The organism is Rhizobium tumorigenes, assembly GCF_003240565.2.
In the GTDB taxonomy this organism is placed as follows: domain Bacteria; phylum Pseudomonadota; class Alphaproteobacteria; order Rhizobiales; family Rhizobiaceae; genus Rhizobium; species Rhizobium tumorigenes.
Window position 1 is genome coordinate 1,905,266 of sequence record NZ_CP117255.1, and the last position, 20,633, is coordinate 1,925,898.

Annotated in this window: 19 protein-coding genes and 1 riboswitch; of the genes, 10 read left to right on the forward strand and 9 right to left on the reverse strand. The window is 60.6% G+C overall.

Translation table 11 applies throughout. The features are described 5' to 3' along the window. Positions 1–83 precede the first annotated feature (83 nt). Entirely contained in the window at positions 84–932 is an 849-nt protein-coding gene (locus PR017_RS09415) for a DUF4432 family protein (protein WP_111222818.1), read from the reverse strand. A gap of 249 nt (positions 933–1,181) precedes the next feature. On the opposite strand from PR017_RS09415, the gene PR017_RS09420 reads away from it, so the two are divergent. After that, the gene (locus PR017_RS09420) at positions 1,182–2,603 is read left to right on the forward strand and encodes a L,D-transpeptidase (RefSeq protein WP_111222817.1); all 1,422 of its coding nucleotides are present in this window, start codon (positions 1,182–1,184) and stop codon (positions 2,601–2,603) included. A gap of 73 nt (positions 2,604–2,676) precedes the next feature. On the opposite strand, the gene PR017_RS09425 is transcribed toward PR017_RS09420, so the two are convergent. The 6 genes from PR017_RS09425 to PR017_RS09450 all read right to left on the reverse strand — a co-directional run bounded on the left by PR017_RS09425 (position 2,677) and on the right by PR017_RS09450 (position 10,350). Then, entirely contained in the window at positions 2,677–3,393 is a 717-nt protein-coding gene (locus PR017_RS09425; RefSeq protein ID WP_111222816.1) for a ParA family protein, read from the reverse strand. Between the two features lie 219 nt (positions 3,394–3,612). Continuing rightward, on the reverse strand, positions 3,613–4,761 hold the full coding sequence (locus tag PR017_RS09430) for an iron-containing alcohol dehydrogenase (RefSeq protein WP_111222815.1): 1,149 nt from the start codon (positions 4,759–4,761) through the stop codon (positions 3,613–3,615). Next, positions 4,758–6,143, reverse strand: coding sequence for an aldehyde dehydrogenase family protein (locus PR017_RS09435; protein ID WP_111222814.1), 1,386 nt, complete (start codon positions 6,141–6,143; stop codon positions 4,758–4,760). Before PR017_RS09435 ends, PR017_RS09430 begins: the two co-directional genes overlap by 4 nt. A gap of 263 nt (positions 6,144–6,406) precedes the next feature. Beyond that, positions 6,407–7,777 (reverse strand): glutamine synthetase family protein, encoded by a 1,371-nt coding sequence (locus PR017_RS09440; RefSeq protein ID WP_111222812.1) that lies wholly within the window; start codon positions 7,775–7,777, stop codon positions 6,407–6,409. Positions 7,778–7,894: 117 nt separating this feature from the next. Continuing rightward, on the reverse strand, positions 7,895–9,466 hold the full coding sequence (locus PR017_RS09445) for an amino acid permease (RefSeq protein WP_111222811.1): 1,572 nt from the start codon (positions 9,464–9,466) through the stop codon (positions 7,895–7,897). Between the two features lie 116 nt (positions 9,467–9,582). Continuing rightward, on the reverse strand, positions 9,583–10,350 hold the full coding sequence (locus tag PR017_RS09450) for an N-formylglutamate amidohydrolase (protein WP_111222810.1): 768 nt from the start codon (positions 10,348–10,350) through the stop codon (positions 9,583–9,585). Between the two features lie 178 nt (positions 10,351–10,528). Between PR017_RS09450 and PR017_RS09455 the strand changes: the two genes are divergently transcribed. The 8 genes from PR017_RS09455 to PR017_RS09490 all read left to right on the forward strand — a co-directional run bounded on the left by PR017_RS09455 (position 10,529) and on the right by PR017_RS09490 (position 18,239). Further along, positions 10,529–11,401 carry a MurR/RpiR family transcriptional regulator gene (locus PR017_RS09455; RefSeq protein WP_111222809.1) on the forward strand — a complete coding sequence of 291 codons (873 nt, stop codon included), beginning with the start codon at positions 10,529–10,531 and terminating at the stop codon, positions 11,399–11,401. Between the two features lie 187 nt (positions 11,402–11,588). Beyond that, positions 11,589–12,686 (forward strand): ABC transporter substrate-binding protein, encoded by a 1,098-nt coding sequence (locus tag PR017_RS09460; protein ID WP_111222808.1) that lies wholly within the window; start codon positions 11,589–11,591, stop codon positions 12,684–12,686. Between the two features lie 76 nt (positions 12,687–12,762). Further along, positions 12,763–13,680 (forward strand): ABC transporter permease, encoded by a 918-nt coding sequence (locus PR017_RS09465; RefSeq protein ID WP_111223015.1) that lies wholly within the window; start codon positions 12,763–12,765, stop codon positions 13,678–13,680. After that, on the forward strand, positions 13,677–14,504 hold the full coding sequence (locus PR017_RS09470) for an ABC transporter permease (protein WP_111222807.1): 828 nt from the start codon (positions 13,677–13,679) through the stop codon (positions 14,502–14,504). The genes PR017_RS09465 and PR017_RS09470 overlap by 4 nt, the downstream gene beginning before the upstream one ends. Beyond that, positions 14,501–15,562: an ABC transporter ATP-binding protein gene (locus PR017_RS09475; protein ID WP_111222806.1), complete on the forward strand. Its 1,062-nt coding sequence runs from the start codon at positions 14,501–14,503 to the stop codon at positions 15,560–15,562. The genes PR017_RS09470 and PR017_RS09475 overlap by 4 nt, the downstream gene beginning before the upstream one ends. A gap of 87 nt (positions 15,563–15,649) precedes the next feature. Continuing rightward, a riboswitch (FMN riboswitch) is annotated at positions 15,650–15,814 on the forward strand. An 89-nt stretch (positions 15,815–15,903) separates the two neighbouring features. After that, positions 15,904–16,383, forward strand: a complete 480-nt coding sequence (locus PR017_RS09480; RefSeq protein ID WP_111222805.1) for a 6,7-dimethyl-8-ribityllumazine synthase — start codon at positions 15,904–15,906, stop codon at positions 16,381–16,383. A 175-nt stretch (positions 16,384–16,558) separates the two neighbouring features. Next, a complete protein-coding gene (locus tag PR017_RS09485; RefSeq protein ID WP_111222804.1) occupies positions 16,559–17,902 on the forward strand; it encodes an MFS transporter in 1,344 nt (447 codons plus the stop codon). 31 nt (positions 17,903–17,933) lie between these two features. Then, positions 17,934–18,239: an NIPSNAP family protein gene (locus PR017_RS09490; RefSeq protein ID WP_111222803.1), complete on the forward strand. Its 306-nt coding sequence runs from the start codon at positions 17,934–17,936 to the stop codon at positions 18,237–18,239. 12 nt (positions 18,240–18,251) lie between these two features. Here PR017_RS09490 and PR017_RS09495 read toward each other — a convergent pair whose 3' ends face one another. Beyond that, positions 18,252–18,551, reverse strand: coding sequence for a hypothetical protein (locus PR017_RS09495; protein ID WP_111222802.1), 300 nt, complete (start codon positions 18,549–18,551; stop codon positions 18,252–18,254). A gap of 24 nt (positions 18,552–18,575) precedes the next feature. On the opposite strand from PR017_RS09495, the gene PR017_RS09500 reads away from it, so the two are divergent. Further along, a complete protein-coding gene (locus PR017_RS09500; RefSeq protein WP_111222801.1) occupies positions 18,576–19,445 on the forward strand; it encodes a LysR substrate-binding domain-containing protein in 870 nt (289 codons plus the stop codon). Positions 19,446–19,625: 180 nt separating this feature from the next. Here PR017_RS09500 and PR017_RS09505 read toward each other — a convergent pair whose 3' ends face one another. Continuing rightward, positions 19,626–20,624, reverse strand: a complete 999-nt coding sequence (locus PR017_RS09505) for an ABC transporter ATP-binding protein (protein ID WP_111222800.1) — start codon at positions 20,622–20,624, stop codon at positions 19,626–19,628. Positions 20,625–20,633 lie beyond the last annotated feature (9 nt).

A 20,633-nucleotide genomic window follows, 5' to 3' on the forward strand; every position in this document is an offset into this window, starting at 1 on the left:
CTCCTTGAGACCGGTCTTTTGGATCGGGCTTTCTCTGAAACGGTAACGCTGATCTACGACGCGAGGCCGCGAGCGTCAACCGCTCAGCCGGCCTCGACAAAAGCAAAGCTTAGGCCGAAATTCCGCCCCTCGCCCGGTTGCAGAATATTGAACTCGCCGGCCTCTTCGAGCTCTGCGCGTGGTACCCATCGGTGCGACACCGGTTCGATCCCGAGCACATCGGCGGGTGCCTTCTGGTTGCGCCAGACCTGCAGAAACGGCAGTGTTCCGGCTGCAATCCGCACCCGCAGCGTCTTGCCGCCAATCGCCGCAATCGGCCCGAGAGACACCTCGGAAAACGCGCCCTCCGTTGCCGGCGCTGGCACGCAGAATATGCCGCCGAGTTCCTCTCCGAAAGTCCAGGGAAAACCACCGCCTTCCAGCATTTGCCCGGTCAGGCGCACCGCGTCGTCGAACCATTTTCCACCGATGTTCATGTGATACATGAGGAACACAGGCATCGGCTCGCTGCCGGTGTTGATCACCCGGTCATCGAGGAAAACCTCGCCCGTCGCCCCGTCGATCTTCCACAAGCGCTCAAGCCGCGCCGTGCCTCCTTCGGCCGTCATCACGTCGACATCGGCTCGGCATTCCGCATTGCCATTGTCGAAGCGCGTCCAGAGCACCCGGGCAGGAGTCGCCGAAAAAGACCCGTGCAACGGATAGGTCCGGCCGGAATGGGCGCCCTGCATGGGCTCGCGATGGCGGATATGATCCGGACCGCAGGTGAACAGGAAACCCTCGACTGAATGGGAAATCCGCGTATCGCCATCGTCCGGAACGGCTTTGCCGGGTGCAAGGTCGATGCCATCGACGACACACGCGCCGATATCCATCACCGACGCTTCGTCCAGGCTCAGCCTGGGCCCAGTATTGGCTGAAAATTCGATCATCCGCTTTGACCTCCCCTGCGCCAGCGCTGTCTGCCAGCCACCGCGCGTTAAAACACTGTTAACCATACCGACCGTGGCCTGCATCACGAAATCAGGAGCCAGCAACCAATCCCGCAGCGCGGCGTTACGTCGATAACCACAATGTGACGAATTTTTATCTTTTATTCAGCATGCTGCCGAAATATTCCACACTCGTGTCAAGATTGAAGTGTGTGTGGCAACCGACGACCGATCAAGGACAGACCTAACGTGAACCGATTCTTCCAGACAGGCTTATCGCTGGCCGCCGTGCTTGCCGCTTCCGTCACGACGCTATCGCCCGCAGACGCGCAGCAATACTACGGAGGCCAGAACAGTGACACGGTGTTGGTTGCACCCGATGGACGCATCCTGGAGCAGATCCCTGAACAGGGCGACGTCGTAATGACGCGCGACCGCCGTGGCAACCATGTCCTAGTCGACCGCTACGGTACCGTCATCGCAACCGAAATGCGCGCCAGCACCTATTACCCGAAGGCTCCGAGCCGCGATGGATATGGCGGCGGCGACACGAACCGTTACGGCGATACCGAACTCAGCAGCAATCGCGGCTATGGCAACGATTACGGCAACGGCCAGCCAGACAATTTCTACGGCCAGCGGGAACCCGGCGCCGTCACCGGCGGCATTCCGGGCAGCGGCTCAATCGAGCGCCTACCTCTGGACAACCAGGGAATTCCGGATGCCCAGGGCAATGGCGGCGGAAATGGCGACTATGCTTCGATCAACCCCGATGACGCCCCGGCGAGACCGAGGACGGCAGAGCCCGTCATCACCCTCAAGAACAAGTCGAAGATGGAGATTACCGCGCTTGAGGTGTTCCTCGATCGTAAGGGCATTTCACCTGGCGCCATCGACGGCCGGATCGGGGGCAACGTCACCAAGGCCATCTACGCCTACCAGCAGATGACGGGCCAGCAACTCGACCCGAACAACACCGACGCGATCCTCGAGGATCTCCGCAACTCGGGCGGCATGCCGATCGTAAACTACACGATCACGCCGGCAGACGCAGCCGGACCTTACGTCGCCGAAATTCCGGAAGACTATGCCCAGAAGGCAAGCCTGACATCGCTCGGCTACACCTCCACGACCGAGATGCTTGCCGAGCGCTTCCATATGGACGAGGGTTATCTGAAAGAAATCAATCCAGGCGTGGATTTCACCGTGCCGGGCTCTACGGTCAAGGTCGTCAGCATCGGCCCTCCGAAGACCGGCGAAGTCGCCCGCATCGTTGCCGACAAGGCCCGCAAGCAGGTGTTTGCCTATGACGCCAGCGGCGCACTGATATCGGCGTATCCGGCATCGATCGGTTCCACCGATACCCCCTCGCCTTCAGGCACGGTGACGGTCGAGCGCGTCGCCTTCAATCCGGGCTACACCTATAATCCGAAGATCAATTTCAAACAGGGTGCCAACGACAAGGTGCTGGACATTCCCCCAGGCCCGAACGGTCCGGTCGGCACCGTCTGGATGGCACTGTCGAAGCCGACTTACGGTATCCACGGCACGCCGGAGCCCTCCAAGATCGGCAAGTCCCAGAGCCACGGCTGCGTACGTCTGACGAACTGGGACGCGACAGAACTGGCAAAGATGGTCAAGCCCGGCACCGTCGTAGAATTCGTCGAGTAGAGAAAACCTGACACGACAAAAAAGCTGCCAGACACCCGTCCGGCAGCTTTTTTTTGTTTTCAGGCCTCGATTTTCAGGCAGCGCGGGACATCAGCCTGTGAGCTGCGATGCGCGCTGAGGATGTGAGCCGGACGGGCAGTTTCGCCAACATCTCCTCCGCGAATTCGCTGGCATTGTGACGCGCCTTTTCGAGGTTGCTGACCCTGGCCGGATCGAGCGTCTGCAGCGTGCCGCCGACGTCGAAGATATCGCGGAAGGCCGAGCGTTCGACGATCGGCGTTTCCAGCACCGATACCTGACGTTGGTTGAGCAGCGTCTTGACGGTCTGCAGGGCACGGGTCGTTACCATCGAATTGACTCGAGTGAGCACCACGGAATGATCGATGTGGATGCCGCCCCTCTGTGCCAGGTATTGCAGCAGTTCCAGCACCTGCGCGCCGCCGCGAGCATCCATGGCGCAGCCCTGGATCGGGATCAGCACATGGTCCGACAGGCCGATAGCCGTTGCCAGCAGCGGAGTGCGCGTGCCCGGCAGGTCGATGATGAAATAATCGGTCGATGCCTGGTTCTCGCGGATATGCAGCGGCAGCGACGTCGCGGTGACGAAGTCGATCACGGAGATGTTGGCAACCGGCCCGGACATCTCGCTCCAGTGCGAAATCCAGTGCTGCGGATCGGCATCGAGAATGGTGACGCGATAGCCTCTGCGAGCCAGTTCGGTCGAAAGCAGCAGAACCGCAGTGGTTTTACCGGCGCCGCCCTTGGTATTGGCAAATGTGATGACTGGCATGGTATGTCCTAGGCAAAGGGAGCTTCACCATCGCTCCGGCTTGCACCGGGGGTCATGGTGCGTTTAACCATCCTTTCGAATTATGGTTAACAAAGTACAAACGTCGCCACCCTCATTTCATGCGGACATTCTCATAATCACGTCGGAACAGCGATATAAAGCTGCGAGACCGGGAGCCCTTTCGCCTCCCCCGGCCGTCGTCTGGGCTCGCTCCAACGGCTAGAAGCAATCGCGAAACAGCGCCTTGGTGTTTTCCAGCGTCAGCGGAACAGGATTGCCGCCGGCGCTGGGATCTTCGATCGCCATGGCCGCAAGATCGTCGATCCTATCGCTGGCGATCCCCATTTTGGTGAGGTTATCCGGGACGCCGAGATCGGCCCGCAGCTGCAGCACGTAGTCGTAAAACCCGTCGAACCCGCCGGGAATTCCAAGATAGGCAGCAGCCCGGGCGATCTTCTCCTCGATCGGCTTCCTGTTGAACCGCAGCACAGCCGGCATGACGACCGCGTTGGTCATGCCATGGTGGGTATTGTAGACGGCGCCGATGGGGTGGGAAAGCGCGTGGATGGCGCCAAGCCCCTTCTGGAAGGCGACCGCACCCATGGCGGCAGCCGCCATCATGTTGGCGCGGGCCTCGAGATCGGTCCCTTCCCTGACTGCGCGCGGCAGGAACTCCTTCACCAGCCGCATGCCCTCGAGCGCGATACCGGCCGACATCGGATGATAGAAGGGCGAGGAGTAAGCCTCGAGGCAATGGGCAAAGGCATCCATGCCGGTGCCAACGGTGATGATCTTCGGCATCCCGACCGTCAGTTCCGGGTCGGAAATGACGACGCCGGGCAGGAACTTCGGGTGGAAGATGATCTTTTTGACATGCGTCACCGAATTGGTGATGACGCTGGCCCGGCCGACTTCCGAGCCCGTGCCCGCTGTGGTGGGCACCGCAACGATGGGCGCGATACCGTCGACGTTGGCGCGCGTCCACCAGTCGCCGATATCCTCGAAATCCCACACCGGGCGCGTCTGCGCCACCATGAAGGCGACGCACTTGCCGAGATCGAGGCCAGAGCCACCACCGAAGGCGACGACACCATCATGGCCGCCATCCTTGAAGGCCTTGACGCCGGCTTCCAGGTTCTTCTCGTTCGGGTTCGGGTCGACTTCGGCAAACATCGCCCGCCCGAGGCCCGCTTCTTCCAGAATGTCGAGAGCCGTCTTTGTGATCGCCATGGTCGCGAGACCACGGTCGGTAATGAACAGCGGCTTCTTCATTCCGAGGCTCTTGCAGGCCTCGGCCAGCTCCGAAATACGGCCACGGCCGAGCTTCAGGGAGGTCGGATAGCTCCAGTTGGCAGTAATCGCGCTCATGCTGTCACCTTCTTCAGATGGTAGGATTTGGGACGTGTCAGATTGTGGAAGCCAAGTACGGACAGCGAGCCGCCACGACCCGTTTGCTTGACGCCGGTCCAGCAAAGCGCCGGATCGAGATAGTCGGCGCGGTTCATGAACACGGTGCCGGTCTCGATCTCGCGGCCGAGCCGGGCGGCCCGATCCGCATCCTTTGTCCAGAGCGAGACCGTCAGGCCGTATTGGCTGTCGTTCATCAGTTCGAGCGCCTCGGCATCGCTTTTCACCTTCATGATACCGACCGCCGGACCGAAGGTCTCCTCGCGCATGAACGCCATGGAGTGATCGACATCGACGAGGATCTGTGGCGCGAGATAGGCACCGCCGTCATCGGCCGGAAATAGTTTCGGATCCACAAGTGCCTTGGCACCCTTGCCGACCGCATCGGCAATCTGTTCGCGGACGACCTTGGCAAACCGCTTGTGCGCCATCGGCCCGAGCGTCGTTTCCGGGTCGAGCGGATTGCCGAGCTTGTAGTTCGATACCCAGGCAACGGACTTTTCGACGAAGGCATCATAGAGGGTTTCGTTGACGTAGATACGCTCGATGCCGCAGCAGCACTGGCCGGAGTTGAACGTCGCCCCGTCCATCAGCGTGTCGACAGCGGCATCGAGATCGGCATCCTCCATCACGTAGCCTGGATCCTTGCCGCCAAGCTCCAGGCCAAGGCCGGTAAAGGTGCCGGCCGCAGCGCGCTCGACGGCGCGACCGCCTGCGACCGAACCGGTGAAATTGATGAAATTGAAGCTGCCTTCGGAGATCAGTGCGTCGGCGATATCGTGCTCGAGAAAGACATTCTGGAACACATCGGCAGGCACGCCGGCCTCGACAAAGGCCTGCACCATGCGTTCGCCGACCAATAGCGTCTGGGCCGCATGCTTCAGAATGATGACGTTGCCAGCCATCAGCGCCGGGGCAATCGTGTTGATCGCCGTCATGTAGGGGTAGTTCCAGGGCGCGATGACGAAGACGACGCCGTGGGCCTCGCGCTCGATGCGGCGCTCGAAGGTTGCGCTGTCCTCGACCACCAGCGGCGCCAGCGCGTCGGCTGCAATGGCCGCGACATAGTTCGAGCGCTCGTTGAAGCCGCGGAACTCGCCGCCATACTTGATCGGCCGTCCCATCTGCCAGGCCAGTTCCGGCACCACGTCATCGACCATCTCGTTCAGCCGCGCCACGCCCTTCATCACCAGTTGCACGCGGTCTTCAAGCGGCCGCCGCGCCCAGTCCTTTTGCGCCTTGCGGGCGCGGGCTACCGCCTCCCTCGCTGCCTCCAGCGACAGGCCGGGGCGCTCGGCATAGACCTCGCCGTTAACCGGCGAAATGCATTGAATCATGCTCATTCTCTCTGCTCCAAAAGGCTCAACAAACCAATGTCTTGACGTGACCTGCGGCACCATAGGCAAGGATCGCACGGTCGCGGGTGATGATTGTCAGGTCGTGTTCGCGGGCGGTCGTTTGGCATGGCCAAGTGCCGCGAGGGCAAGTGGCAGCAGCGATACATTCCGAGCGCTGTCGATGTGTCCCATGACGGCCTTCAAAGATCGAGGGCAAGCCTAGCATAGTGCCTCTAAGGCAACAACAACGCACAACCATTGCGATTATCTCACGCCCGCTCGAACCCCCTCGCCACTTCCCAGTCCGTGACGCGTCGGTCAAAATCTTCCTGCTCCCATTCGCCTGCACGGGTATAGTGATCGATGACATCGTCGCCGAGGGCTGCGCGCAACATCTTCGATTGCGTCATGGCAACCGTTGCCTCCCGCAGGGTCCGGGGGACTTCGCGCACGTCGCGGGCGGCGTAGGCGTCGCCGACAAACGCCGGTTCCAGCGCCATCTTTTTCTCGATCCCGTCAATGCCTGCCGCCAGTAGGGCCGCGAAGGCGAGGTAGGGATTGAGGTCCGAGCCACCGACGCGGCATTCGATGCGGATGGCTTTGCTGTCGGCGCCGCAAAGACGATAGCCGGCCGTACGGTTATCTGTGCTCCAGACGGCCTTGGTCGGCGCAAAAGTGCCCGCCACGAAGCGCTTGTAGGAGTTGATGTAGGGCGCCAGGAAATAGGTGATCTCGCCGGCATGGGCGAGTTGGCCGGCAATATAATGCTGCATCAGGGACGACATGCCGTGCTCGGCCTTTTCGTCGAAGAACAATGGTGTCTTGCCATCGACGCTCCACAGCGACTGGTGGACGTGCGACGAACTGCCGGCAGATGCGGCGCTCCACTTTGCAAGGAAGGTGATTGCCTTTCCCTGAGACCAGGCGATCTCCTTGCAGCCGTTCTTGATGATGACGTGCCGGTCCGCCATGGTCAGCGCGTCGGCATAGCGGACATTGATCTCTTCCTGCCCGGCCGATGCTTCTCCCTTGGAATTTTCGACCGGGATGCCGGCGCCCTGCAGGCCCTTGCGGATAGCGCGCATGACGCCTTCTTCCTTGGTCGTCTGGAAGATGTGGTAGTCTTCGTTATAGGCGCTGGCGAGCGGCAGGTTGCGATAGCCGGATGCCTGCGCCTGCTCGTAGCTCTGGTCGAACAGAAAGAATTCCAGCTCGGTCGCCATGAAGGCCTTCATGCCCATCGCTTCAAGCCCTGCCACCTGCTTCTTCAGAATGGCGCGCGGCGAATGCGGCACGTCGGCATGGGTGTGATGGTCGAGCACGTCGCAAAGCACCAGCGCCGTGCCCTCCAGCCACGGAATGCGGCGAAGTGTCGAAAGATCCGGCTTCATGGTGTAGTCGCCATAGCCCTTTTCCCAGCTTGTCGACGCATAGCCGGAGACGGTTTCCATCTCCATGTCGGTCGCCAGCAGGTAATTGCAGCTGTGGGTTTCCTTCCAGGCACTCTCGAGAAAAAACTCGGCCTGGAACCGCTTTCCCATCAGCCTGCCCTGCATATCCACCTGGCATGCGAGAACCGTGTCGATGCGCCCTTCGGCTACATCCTTCTTCAAATCGTCAAACGTATAGATGCTGCTCATAAAATCCGCCCTGACCCTTTAAATTCTGCGATCTCGTCGGTTCTTGCGCCCGACGCCCCTGCCGACCGCCCTGTCGAGGAGCCGCCCAAAGGCGACCCCTCATGGCTCGATTATCGCTCAGATTTCCCCGACTGCCTTCTCGGCAGCAGCAATGCTTGCCGCGCGACGGGCGACTTCCTCGCCGATCGGTGGCCCCTTGAAGCGCCGGTTCTCGAAGACCAGCCAGACGATGGCCGTCAGCACGAGAAAGCCGACGGTGATGTAGAGTGCCCAGTCGTTCGGCGGCTGTACGCCGATAACGAACATCACCACCATCGAGATCAGCGCCAGCACCGCCACGACGCGGAACAAGGTCGGACCGATGCTCCATGGACCCATTTTAGGCCATTTCGGCGTGCCGTAGGCCAAAAGTCCGAGGCCGATCGGAACGGCGAAAGAGAGGAACAGGAAGATGACGGTGCAAGACACGACGATGGCATAGGCCGAGGATTCGCCGATGGTGATCACCGAGGTGAGCCAGACGAACAGCACCGAGAGTATCGATCCCGTCCAGATCGCCGCAACCGGCGTGCGGAACTTGGGGCTGACCTTGGCAAGCGTGCTGGAGCCCGGAAGGCCCTTGTCACGCGAGAAGGCATAGATCATCCGCGACACGGATGTCACTGTCGCCAGACCGCAGAGGAACTGCGATACGAAGATGGCGATGTAGAGGATGATCTTGACGGTCGGGTTGACCTGGCTGTCCATCGCCCAGAAAAACACGTTCCAGCCCTGCTTTGCTGCGTCTTCCATGTTGGGCAGCACCAGAACGAAGGCGCACAGCATGATGTAGCCGATGACCGAGGCCCAGACTGCAGCAGAGACCATGCCCTTCGGCACCGAGACGGATGCCTTCACGGTTTCTTCCGATGTATGGGCCGAGGCGTCGTAGCCGGTGATGGTGTAGATCGGCAGCAGCAGGCCGAGCGCAAAGACCCAGGCACCCGAGACGGCCGGCCAGACCGGCGGCCCGCTCTGTGTTCCGTCCGCAGCCATCGTCGCCAATCCAGAATAGTTGGTGAAGGTGAACAACCGCGAGAACTCGTAGGACGGTGCGCAGATCAGGCACACCACGGTCAGCGCCAGAGCCGCGCCGAGGATGAGATAGCCGGACATGTCCGTGAGCTTGGCGGTGAGCCCGATACCCATGTGGTTGACCAGCGCCATGACGGCGGTGATCACGGCAACGAAGGTGATACGCACCACCACCGTATCCTCCATGCCGAAATAGGTGCCGAACGCACCGAAGAAGAAGTAATAGGTGCCGACATTGATGGCACCGAGAACGGTGATCAGGCCGAGCAGGTTGAGCCAGGCGGACAGCCAGCCTGTGAAGCGGTTGCCGAGGATGGAGCCCCAGTGATAGAGGCCACCGGCTGTGGGATAGGCCGACGAAATCTGCGCCAGAGCCAGCGCGAAGAAGATCGACATCAGGCAACCGACCGGCCAGCCGATGCCGATGGCGATGCCGCCTGCGCCGGACGTCGCCTGCGCCAGCGAATTGATGCCCCCCGACATGATGCAAATAATGGAAAATGAAATCGCGAAATTCGAGAACGAACTCATCCGTCGCTCGAGCTCCTGGGCGTAGCCCATGGAGTGCAGGATGCCGACATCCTGCTTCTTATCCAATTCGGTATAATCCGACATGTGAAACGTCCCCTTCAACCGAAAGTCCGCGGAATTGCGGACCGTCCCCTTTTATGGCGTGGCAAATATGTTGCCCCGCCTGCCGCAGTTTGACTGTTCCCCGGGGTCTTTATTGTTCAGGCGTCCAGGCTACGCTGGATCAGCCCTGTCAGATAATCGGCCATGACCCCTTGGCCGACATCATCCACGATCAGGTCGTTGCGGACCTCGATCATGACATTCTTCAAATGGTTCGATACGCCGTGTAGTTGCAACGTGTGGGTAACCCCATGTTGCGGACCGTAGGGCTGGTTTCGCTCTGTTCGATAGAGCGACGCGTCGCCTGTCAGCGCCAGCATGCGGTTCGCCAGCCGGTCATCCGTATCGTGCAGGATGCCGAGCTCGACCTCACGGTACTGGCCGTTATAAATCGGCGTAAAACTGTGAATTGTGACAATGACGCTGGCCATTCCCAGCGCCGTCCGGCGCGACAACAAATCGCGGATACGTTGATGAAACGGCAGATACAGCGCGTCGGTCCGCGCCCTGCGCTCCTCGCTATCCAGCTGTCGATTGCCCGGAATATCATAGATTTCGCTTACCTCCGGCATGGCTGCGGGAGAGCCCGGCGGACGGTTGCAATCGTAGATCAGCCGCGAAAAGCGCTGGTAGATCAGAGGCGCATCGAGATTGCGAGAGAGGCCCCTCGCAACCGCCAAAGCGCCCGGATCCCAAGCGATGTGGCTGTTCCGTGCATCTTCGGAAAGGCCGAGATCGCCGAAGCGCTCCGGCAACCGGGAGGATGCGTGCTCACAGATAACCACAACCGGGCTGCGCCCATCGGGCCGCTCGACAGCAACGCATTCCCCTTCTTGTTCGCTCAGCACAGCCTGATGCATCAGCATCCCGGGCCCCCACCCAAAGTTTAACAGAACCTTCACAGAAAAGAATTCTTCAGCTTATGGCGAGTGTCAACCGTAAACTGAAATTATCTCTTCAATTTAGACATTGACTCGATATGTGACAGCGTTGTTTAAAGTGTCATGGAGACAGGCAAAGACCGTCCCTGGGGGCTAAAACAGAGTGATCAACGCATCGAAAACCGTGGCTGACGTTATCCATGCCCATTTCGATGGGCTGACACGGGCCGAGAAGCAATTGGCGGAAAGCCTGCTGGACAATTACCCTGTCTCGGGCTTGGGAAGTATCACCACGGTTGCAGAAAATGCACGTGTCTCGACGCCGACCGTCGCACGCATGGTGCAGAAACTCGGCTTCAAGGGCTATCCGGAATTCCAGTCCCATCTGCACCAGGAGGTCGAGGCAACGATCTCCAATCCACTGACAAAACGCGGGCGCTGGGCAAGCAATGCTCCGGGCACGCACATTCTCAATCGCTTCGCCGATGCCATCAGCGCCAACCTGCGCCAGACGCTCACCGATCTCGATACCGCTACCTTCGACAGCGTCGTCTCTCTGCTTTGCGAGAGCCGACGCGAGCTCTATTTCGTCGGCGGACGCATCACCGGCGCACTGGCAGAATACTTCTTTACGCACATGCAGGTGATCCGCGCCAACACGACGCTGCTGTCCGCCAATTCGAGTTCATGGCCGCAATATGTGCTCAACATGAACCCCGGCGACCTGCTCATCATCTTCGACATCAGGCGCTATGAGCTTGAAATGGTGAGCCTGGCGGCAGCCGCCCGCCGCCGCGGCGCCGAGATCATCGTCTTTACGGACCAGTGGGCCTCTCCCGCCTCCAAACATGCAAAACATACCTTTCGCGTCCAGATCGAGGCGCCGTCCGCCTGGGACTCCTCTGTGGTGACACTGTTCATCGTCGAGGCTCTTATCGAGGCCGTCCAGAACTCGACCTGGGACGAGACGAGCGAGCGCATGAAGACACTGGAAGGCCTGTTCGAACAGACCAAGCTCTTTCGTAAAATCGGCTAGAGGAGAAGAAAAAAGGTCGGCAACACGACCACGCCGAAAACCGCTGACGCCATCGATATTCGAGCGCAGGGAGACGCGCCGACATCCCGGCAATTTCCCGCAAATCGAGTGCAAAACAACCGTCACACAAGCTTCACGCAATGTCATTAACAGCTTCGCCAGACACTGAAGATCAAGGAGAACAACAGTGACCAGATCTATTCATCGCCTCCTTTCGCTCTCGACCGCAATCGTCATGGCGTCCACCGCCATTGCCTCTGCCGCGCCGAGCGACGACCTCATTGCAGCCGCCAAGAAAGAAGGCTCGCTGACCACGATCGCCCTGCCGCACGACTGGTGCGGCTACGGCGACGTCATCGCAGGCTTCAAGGCCAAGTATGGCCTGACCGTCAACGAATTGAACCCGAACGCAGGTTCCGGCGACGAAATCGAAGCCATCAAGGCCAACAAGGGCAACACCGGCCCGCAGGCCCCTGACGTCGTCGACGTCGGCCTGTCCTTCGGTCCGTCCGCCAAGAAGGACGGACTGCTGCAGCCTTACAAGGTTTCCACATGGGACTCGATCCCTGACAGCGCCAAGGATTCCGAAGGATACTGGTACGGCGATTACTACGGCGTTCTGGCCATCGGCGTGAACAAGGACGTGGTCAAGGAAAGCCCGAAGAGCTTTGCCGATCTGACAGCCTCGAAATATGCCAATGCCGTTGCCATGCCAGGCGATCCGCGCACCGGCAACAGCTCGATGATGACCGTCTATGCAGCCGGCACCGCCAAGGGCGGCAAGGGCGGCGCTGAAACAGCCAAGCTCGGCACTGCATTCATGAAGGACCTCAAGGCCAGCGGTAATCTGGTGCCGGTCAACGGCAACGCCCAGAACATGGCGCAGGGCACCACACCGGTCCTCTTCGACTGGGACTACAACGTCCTTGCAATGCGCGACAAGCTCGCCGGCAACCCGCCGATGGATGTCATCGTACCGTCTGACGCCGTCATCGCCGGTGTCTACGTTCAGGCGATCTCCGCATTTGCGCCTCACCCGAACGCTGCCAAGCTCTGGATGGAATACCTTTATTCGGACGAAGGTCAGGTCGGCTGGCTGAAGGGCTATTGCCACCCGATCCGCTTCACCGACATGGCGACCCGCAAGGTCATCCCGCAGGCACTGCTCGACAAGATGCCAGCGGCTGAAGGCTATGCAAAGGCCATCTTCCCGACCCTCGAGGAACAGTCTGCAGCCAAGGCTGTCGTTGCTTCCGATTGGTCCAAGGAAATGGGCGCCAAGTAATCGGATCGATAATCTCTTGGCGGATGCCGGCACCAGCCGGCATCCGTTTTCATTGCTTGCTTCAAGGGTGTTGTGCATGAGTGTCGCGAATAACGCCTCCAGGTCACCGCCGGGATCGCCTGCGAAGGGGCCGACTGCCCGCCGGACCGGAGCCATCAACTGGGACTGGCTTGGCGTTGCGCCGTTCTTGCTGTTCGCTCTCTTCTTCCTGATCGCACCCGTTCTCTACCTGGTCACCGGCGCATTCGAGAATTCGGCCGGCGGATTCACATTCGACAATTTTATTGCGCTGACCTCCCCGACCATTCTTTCCGCGTATTCCCTATCGCTGCGCCTCAGCCTTGTCGCCGCGGCCCTCGGTGCGGTTGCCGGCTTGCTACTCGGATATGCCGTGGTGCTCGGCGGGCTGCCCCCCTGGGTGCGCACCGCGTTCATGACGTTTTCCGGGGTGGCCTCCAATTTTGCGGGTATTCCGCTCGCCTTCGCCTTTATCGCGACGCTCGGACGCCTCGGCCTGGTGACCGTGTTTCTGCGGAACGTCTTCGGCTTCAACCTCTATGGATCGGGCTTCAGCCTCTTCTCGTTTGCGGGCCTGGCGATCACCTATCTTTACTTCCAGCTGCCGCTGATGCTGCTGATCATCACACCTGCGCTCGATGGCCTTAAGTCGGAATGGCGGGAGGCTGCGGAAATTCTCGGTGCAGACCGCAGGCAATACTGGCAGATGGTCGCGCTGCCCGTGTTGATGCCGTCCATTCTCGGCTGCTTCCTGCTGCTGTTCGCCAATGCCTTCGGCACCCTCGTCACTGTCTACGCCCTCACCGGATCGAGCTTCGGGGTCGTTCCGATCGTCCTCTACCAGCAGATCCAGGGCAACGTGCTCTACAATCCGAACCTCGGATACGCGCTGGCGGTCGGAATGGTTGTCATCATGGGGATCAGCAACACGCTGTATCTGGTGCTTCGCAACAAAGCTGAGAGGTGGCGCCAGTGACCAAGCGTTTCCCCATCGTCTCGACGTTCATCGTGATCGTTGCAGCGTCCTATTTCCTGATACCGCTCTATGCGACCTTCCAGTTCTCGCTGCAGATGCTGCGCGGACAATGGAGCTTTGCAGCCTATCGGTCGGTATTTTCGAGCGAGAAATTCCTGGCGACCCTCGGCTTCTCGGCCACCGCATCCCTGCTTGCAATCATCGCGGGCGCTCTCATCGTCGTTCCGACCGCCTACTGGGTACGATTGAAACTGCCGAAAATTCGCCCGATGATCGAGTTCATCTCGCTCATGCCGTTGATCATTCCGCCTGTGGTTCTCGTCTTCGGTTATATCCGGCTGTTCGGCTCCAATTCGTTCCTGCCGTTGACGATGTCTGAAACAGGTACGAACGTACTGCTGGTCATCGGCTACGTCGTCTTGTCATTGCCCTACATGTTCCGGGCGGTCGACAACGGCATGGCGGCAATCGACATCAAGACGCTGACGGAAGCCGCCGAAAGTCTTGGCGCATCCCGCTTGCGCACAGTTGCGCAGGTGATTTTCCCGAACATCCGGTCTGCCATCCTGTCCGGGGCTTTCCTGACATTTTCCATCTCGCTCGGCGAGTTCGTGCTTGCCAGCCTTCTGAACAGGCCGGCCTTCGGTCCCTACCTTGTGCAGACCGGGCAGGATCGCGCCTATGAACCAGCAGCACTCGCCATCATGTCTTTCGGGATCATCTGGTTCTGCATGGTGCTGATGCAGTTATTTGCCACGAAAAGACCGGGACAGCGCTGGTTGCCGCGCCTGTCACAAAAAACTGCAAGGAGTGTAGAGCCATGAGCTTCCTCAGGATCGATTCGGTCAGCAAAAGTTTCGGCCCGAACACCGTTGTAAAAGACTTCAGCATGGGCATCGAAAAGGGCGAGTTCGTCTCGTTCCTCGGGCCGTCCGGCTGCGGCAAGACGACGGTTCTGCGGATGATCGCCGGCTTCGAGACGCCGACATCGGGCTCGATCCTGATCGGCGGCAAGGAGCAGCGGGACCTGAAGCCGAACAAGCGCAACATTGGCATGGTCTTCCAGGCCTACGCCCTGTTCCCCAACATGTCGGTGTTCGACAATGTCGCCTTCGGCCTGAAAGTTGCCGGCGCGCCCAAGGCGGAGATCGCAAGTCGGGTCAAGGAGATGCTGGCGCTGATCCGGCTCGATCACCTCTCCGACCGTTTCCCCTATCAGATGTCCGGCGGCCAGCAGCAGCGCGTCGCGCTCGCCCGTGCCCTGGCTGTCAAGCCGCAGGTGCTGCTGCTCGACGAACCGCTGTCGGCGCTGGACGCCAAGATCCGCGTGTCGCTGCGGGAGGAAATCCGCCTCATCCAGCAGAAACTCGGCATCACCACCGTCTTCGTCACCCACGACCAGGAAGAGGCGCTGTCGATCTCCGACCGCATCGTCGTCATGAACGCCGGCCGCGCTGACCAGATCGGTACGCCCTTCGAGATCTACAATCATCCGGCAACGCGCTTCGTCGCCTCCTTCGTCGGCACGCTGAACCTGATCGAGGCGAAGGTCGTCGATCCCGCCACCAACCGGATTTCGATCGGCGATCAAGGCGTGACGCTGAAGCAGTCGGTCACCGCCTTCAAGGCAGGCGACACGGTGTCGCTGGCGTTGCGGCCGGAGGCGGGATCGCTGTCCGAAGGTGCCACGGGCGATACCTCGCTCACCGGCGACGTCACCTCGGCACATTTTCTGGGCTCGGTCATCCGCACCCGCATGAATGTCGGCGGCAACACGATTTCCTTCGACATGTTCAACGCCCCCGGCAAACTGCCGCCGGCCGTCGGCGAACGCGTCACCCTGCGCTTTGCCGCGGAAGACCTCCTGGTCATCAACGACTGATCTCCCTGTCAAGATACAGTGTTCACAAACGCCGGGTATTTCCCGGCGTTTTTGCTTTGATTTAAGTGCTGCAGCGCGGCATATTGGCGACGTTCTCAGGGCGGGGTGCAATTCCCCACCGGCGGTATCAGGATCTGCGCCAATGCAGCGAATGGAGCCCGCGAGCGCCTTTTGCCGAAGAAAGCGGAAGGGTCAGCAGATCCGGTGCGATGCCGGAGCCGACGGTCATAGTCCGGATGGAAGAGAGCAGGCCTGATCGACGACCTTTCCGCGCGAAAGGTCTCGGGATCGGGCGTGTTCGCCCAAGGGATATTTGAAACCCTTGAAAGGCAAGACAGACCATGACCATCTCCACACTACCGCAAAAAGGCAAGATCGCCCTCGTCCGCGCCCGCTGGCACGCCGAAATCGTCGATCAATGCATAGACAGCTTCATCGCCGAATGGAGCAAATACGACGATCGCGGCGCGGCCGCCGTCGAGGTCTTCGATGTGCCGGGCGCGCTCGAAATCCCGCTGCACGTCCAGACACTGGCCCGCACCGGCCGCTACTCCGCCGTGGTCGCCGCCGCCTTCGTCGTCGATGGTGGCATCTACCGCCACGATTTCGTGGCGGGCAGCGTGCTCGACGCGCTGATGCGAGTGCAGCTCGATACGGGCGTCCCCGTTCTCTCCGTCGTCCTGACGCCGCATCACTTCCAGGATACCGAGGCGCATCTCGGTTTCTTCAAGGAACATTTCGTCGTCAAGGGCCGGGAGGCAGCCAGCGCCTGCCAGCACATCCTCAGCGAACGCGCCCGCTTGATGACCTTTGCGGCCTGATAACAACAGGCGGCGTGCACTGCGCGCCGCCATCGCCCGCTGGGGTCATCGATCCGGATGTCGCGGATCCCATGGCTGGATGGACGTGCCATCAAATACCGCTTGAAATGCCCGCCGCGATCCCGCATGCAACCTGTGGAGTTGAGGCCCGAACATTTCAGCAGAGTGCATTGCCATGCCCCCAATGATGACGCCAGCAGCGGCGCCCCGCCGCCTGACCGCCCAGGATTTTCGAACGCTGGGCCTCGCAGCCCTCGGCGGTGCGCTGGAATTCTACGATTTCATCATCTTCGTCTTTTTCGCCACCGTCATCGGCAAGCTGTTCTTCCCGCCCGACCTGCCCGACTGGCTGGTGCTGATCCAGACTTTCGGCATCTTCGCAGCCGGCTATCTGGTCCGCCCCATCGGCGGCATCGTGCTCGCCCATTTCGGCGATCTCTACGGTCGCAAGCGGGTGTTCGCCTTTTCGCTGCTGCTGATGGCGCTGTCGACGCTCGGCATGGCCGCCATGCCGACCTATGCCTCCATCGGCATTGCCGCCCCCATCCTGCTCATCTGCCTGCGCATCCTGCAGGGGGCCGCCATCGGCGGCGAAGTACCGGGTGCCTGGACCTTCGTTGCCGAGCACGTCCCCTTCCGCCGCGTCGGCTTTGCCTGCGGCTTCCTCTGCTCCGGCCTGACGTTCGGCATCCTGCTCGGCTCGTTCATCGCCGCCATCATCAACACGGTCTTTACTCCTGATGAAGTCGCCTCATATGCCTGGCGGATCCCCTTCCTGATCGGCGGCATCTTCGGCCTGATCGCCGTCTACCTGCGCCGGTGGCTGCACGAAACGCCGATCTTTGCCGACATGAAGAAGAGCCGGGCGCTGGTATCGGAACTGCCGCTGAAAGCGGTGCTGCGCGACTACCCGAGGGGCATTGTCATCTCGATGCTGCTGACCTGGATCCTGTCGGCCGGCATCATCGTCACCACGCTGATGACTGCCACCTTCCTCCAAAAGCTCTACCACTACACCGCCCAGCAATCGCTGGCCGCCACCAGCTTCGGCACGCTGTTCCTGATCGTTGGCACGGCAGCCGCCGGCGCCATCGTCGACCGTGTCGGCTCCGGCAAATTCTTCACCGTCGCCAGCCTGTTCTTCGGCGCCGCCACCTTCGTCTTTTACAGCTACGCCGCCACTTCGCTGACAGTCATGTTCATCCTCTACGCAGTGATGGGCCTTTCGGTCGGCCTCGTCGGCGCCGTTCCCTATGTCATGGTCCGCGCCTTCCCGGCCCGCGTCCGCTTCACCGGCCTTTCCTTCTCCTACAATGTAGCCTACGCCATCTTCGGCGGCCTCACGCCGATCGCGGTCAGCACGCTGCTGGCAATCAATCCGATGGCGCATGCCTATTACCTGCTGTTCATCGCAGCCCTCGCCTTTTGCCTCGGGCTCTACCTGATCGCCAAGGGCGACGAGATCGAAGCACAAGCCGGCATCGAGGAACTGACGACGCGGCTGGCAGCAGGTTCCTGAACACCTCCAAACGACCGTCCGGAGACAGCCCATGATCACCTGCCACCTCCGCTACATCATCGATGCCTACAAGATTGCGGAATTCGAGGACTATGCACGGCGGTGGATCCCCATCGTCAACCGCATGGGCGGCACCCATCACGGCTACTTCCTGCCCTCTGAAGGCGCCAGCAACGTCGCCGTGGCGCTTTTCTCGTTCCCGAGCTTCACAGCCTACGAAGCCTACCGAAACCGCATGGCCGCAGACGCAGAATGCCAGGCGACGCTGGAACTAGAGGCGAAAAACCGAAGTATCATCAGCTACGAACGCAGCTTCATGCGGCCGGTGCTGGGGTAGCGACTGCGCGCCTTATTCACGACCACTGCGTGGCAGCAACAGAAGGCCGACAATCCGCCACGGCCGAAGACTATCACGCACCTCGTCGCGCGACATTCCGGCATCACGGAACAAATGATCGTTCTCCCTGCGCGCAATGACTTCCAGCGCGCTGTATCCGGCCAGCCACAACCGAAGTCTTTCCATCCGCGTCACTGGCGCTTTGTCTTCGTCCTTTTGACCCGCGCTCATCCACCGCCCCCCACCATGACAGGCCTTTGGTTTGAGCCGCTGATTGACATCGCACAAACGAATAGTAACGATACCTGACATTGAGAAATCTCATGGCTGGCGACAATGCATCTTCCCCTCGATAGCGATCTGCTGCGCATGTTCCTGGTGGTTGCCGACACCGGCAATCTCACCCGTGCGGCCAGTGATGTCGGAAGGACGCAATCTGCCATCAGCCTGCAACTGAAGCGGCTGGAAGAGAGTGTCGGCCAACCGCTGTTTGACCGGGGGCCGCGCGGTGTGGCGCTGACAGAAAGCGGGCGACAACTGCTGCCCTATGCCCGCCGGATTGTGGGCCTGATGAACGAGACGACCGCCGCTATGCGACGCAAGCCGCTGGACGGCGTCGTCAGAATCGGCATTCCGGAGGAATATGGCGACACCGTTCTTCCACGGGCACTGGCAGCCTTCGCCGAAAGCCATCCTTCGGTCGACGTGACAGTTTTATGCGGCTACACTTCACAGCAGATGGAGGCGCTGGAAAACGACCAACTCGATCTTGCCGTTGTGTTCGATTGGAGCTCCCAGACTCAAGGGGAAGTTCTGTATATCGACCCAACCGTCTGGGTGACCTCGACAGTCCACAGGCTTCATGAGCGCAATCCCATTCCGGTTGCCATCTACGGACGCTCAAACTGGTGCCGTGACTTTGCCATTCGCTCTCTGGAACAGCACAACCTGCCATTCCGCATCGCCTACAGCTGCGACACTTCAAGTGGCCTGAAGATCGCCGTGATTGCCGGTCTGGGCATCGCTCCGCTCTCGCGCAGCAACATACCGCCCGATTGCCGAGAGCTCGGTGTTGGAGATGGCTTCCCACCTATCGACGCCTCCCGCGTCGTGCTGAGGCGCAACGCTTACCATTCGAACCCCGCAGTGGAGAGCATGGCTGAAGTGATCCACCAGTCCTTCCGGCCGATGACGCGGCCCCGCTGATTGAGCCTCTTTAAATACTGCCCACCTTCCCTGCGGTTGAACTGAAGATGATATTCACCGCCTACCGGCTTGCCCGATCGTCCTTGCCGAACCGAACATTTGCGCCCAGTCCCGCGTCGCACAATGTCGCGTCGGAGGGGGTAACAGCGAGAGCGAGAGCTATGGGTAATATCCGCGTCCCTACCGGATAGCCTTATCATCGTCCCCAAACCGATGCATATGCGCCAGATCCGGCGTCGCGTAGACGGTCTCATCTGGCGAATACGGATGCTCGCCGAACAGACGGACGGTCAAAAGGCCAGTCTGGTCGGTTTCGAGGTAGAGGATGGTGTCGGCGCCGAGATGCTCGACATGGACGACCTTGGCAGGCCAGGTGCCGCTCTCGCGTGACAGGGTGATATGCTCGGGGCGTACGCCAATGGTTTTTGCGCTTTCGCCGAGCTTGGCGCCAGGGATCATGTTCATCTGCGGCGATCCGATGAAGCTGCCGACAAAGACGTTGGCGGGACGGTTGTAAAGCTCCATCGGGGTGCCGACCTGCTCGATGGCTCCGGCATTCAGCACAACGATGCGGTCGGCAAGCGTCATGGCCTCGACTTGGTCGTGGGTAACATAGATCATCGTCGCCTTCAGGCTGCGGTGAAGGCGGGCGATCTCGAGCCGCGTCTGGACGCGCAGCGCCGCATCGAGATTGGACAGCGGCTCGTCAAACAGGAACAGCGCCGGTTCGCGGACGATGGCACGTCCGATGGCGACGCGCTGGCGCTGGCCGCCGGACAACTCTGCCGGACGACGGGCCAGATAGGGCTCGAGGGAGAGCATGCCGGAGGCCTTGGCAACCCGCTCCTCGATGGCATCCTTCGGGGTGCCCGCCTGTTTCAGGCCAAGGCCCATATTGTCCTTCACCGTCAGGTGCGGGTAAAGCGCATAAGACTGGAACACCATGGCAATGCCGCGCTTGGCCGGCGGGGTCGTGGTGACGTCGACGCCGTTGATGATCACCGTTCCGTCGGTCACGTCCTCGAGGCCGGCGATGCTGCGCAGCAAGGTCGACTTGCCGCAGCCAGACGGGCCGACGAAGATGACGAATTCGCCGTCCTTGACCTCGAGGTCGATGCCCTTCAGCACCTCATGGGTGCCATAGGCCTTGCGGATGGATTTGAGTTGAAGCGATCCCAAAGCTTTTGT

Excerpts from the sequence above, each read along its gene's own strand:
- PR017_RS09415 (WP_111222818.1), bottom strand. The coding sequence starts at position 932 with ATGATCGAATTTTCAGCCAATACTGGGCCCAGGCTGAGCCTGGACGAA.
- PR017_RS09425 (WP_111222816.1), bottom strand. The coding sequence starts at position 3,393 with ATGCCAGTCATCACATTTGCCAATACCAAGGGCGGCGCCGGTAAAACC.
- PR017_RS09430 (WP_111222815.1), bottom strand. The coding sequence starts at position 4,761 with ATGAGCGCGATTACTGCCAACTGGAGCTATCCGACCTCCCTGAAGCTC.
- PR017_RS09435 (WP_111222814.1), bottom strand. The coding sequence starts at position 6,143 with ATGAGCATGATTCAATGCATTTCGCCGGTTAACGGCGAGGTCTATGCC.
- PR017_RS09440 (WP_111222812.1), bottom strand. The coding sequence starts at position 7,777 with ATGAGCAGCATCTATACGTTTGACGATTTGAAGAAGGATGTAGCCGAA.
- PR017_RS09445 (WP_111222811.1), bottom strand. The coding sequence starts at position 9,466 with ATGTCGGATTATACCGAATTGGATAAGAAGCAGGATGTCGGCATCCTG.
- PR017_RS09450 (WP_111222810.1), bottom strand. The coding sequence starts at position 10,350 with ATGCTGATGCATCAGGCTGTGCTGAGCGAACAAGAAGGGGAATGCGTT.
- PR017_RS09465 (WP_111223015.1), top strand. The coding sequence starts at position 12,763 with ATGAGTGTCGCGAATAACGCCTCCAGGTCACCGCCGGGATCGCCTGCG.
- PR017_RS09475 (WP_111222806.1), top strand. The coding sequence starts at position 14,501 with ATGAGCTTCCTCAGGATCGATTCGGTCAGCAAAAGTTTCGGCCCGAAC.
- PR017_RS09480 (WP_111222805.1), top strand. The coding sequence starts at position 15,904 with ATGACCATCTCCACACTACCGCAAAAAGGCAAGATCGCCCTCGTCCGC.
- PR017_RS09485 (WP_111222804.1), top strand. The coding sequence starts at position 16,559 with ATGCCCCCAATGATGACGCCAGCAGCGGCGCCCCGCCGCCTGACCGCC.
- PR017_RS09490 (WP_111222803.1), top strand. The coding sequence starts at position 17,934 with ATGATCACCTGCCACCTCCGCTACATCATCGATGCCTACAAGATTGCG.
- PR017_RS09495 (WP_111222802.1), bottom strand. The coding sequence starts at position 18,551 with ATGTCAGGTATCGTTACTATTCGTTTGTGCGATGTCAATCAGCGGCTC.
- PR017_RS09500 (WP_111222801.1), top strand. The coding sequence starts at position 18,576 with ATGCATCTTCCCCTCGATAGCGATCTGCTGCGCATGTTCCTGGTGGTT.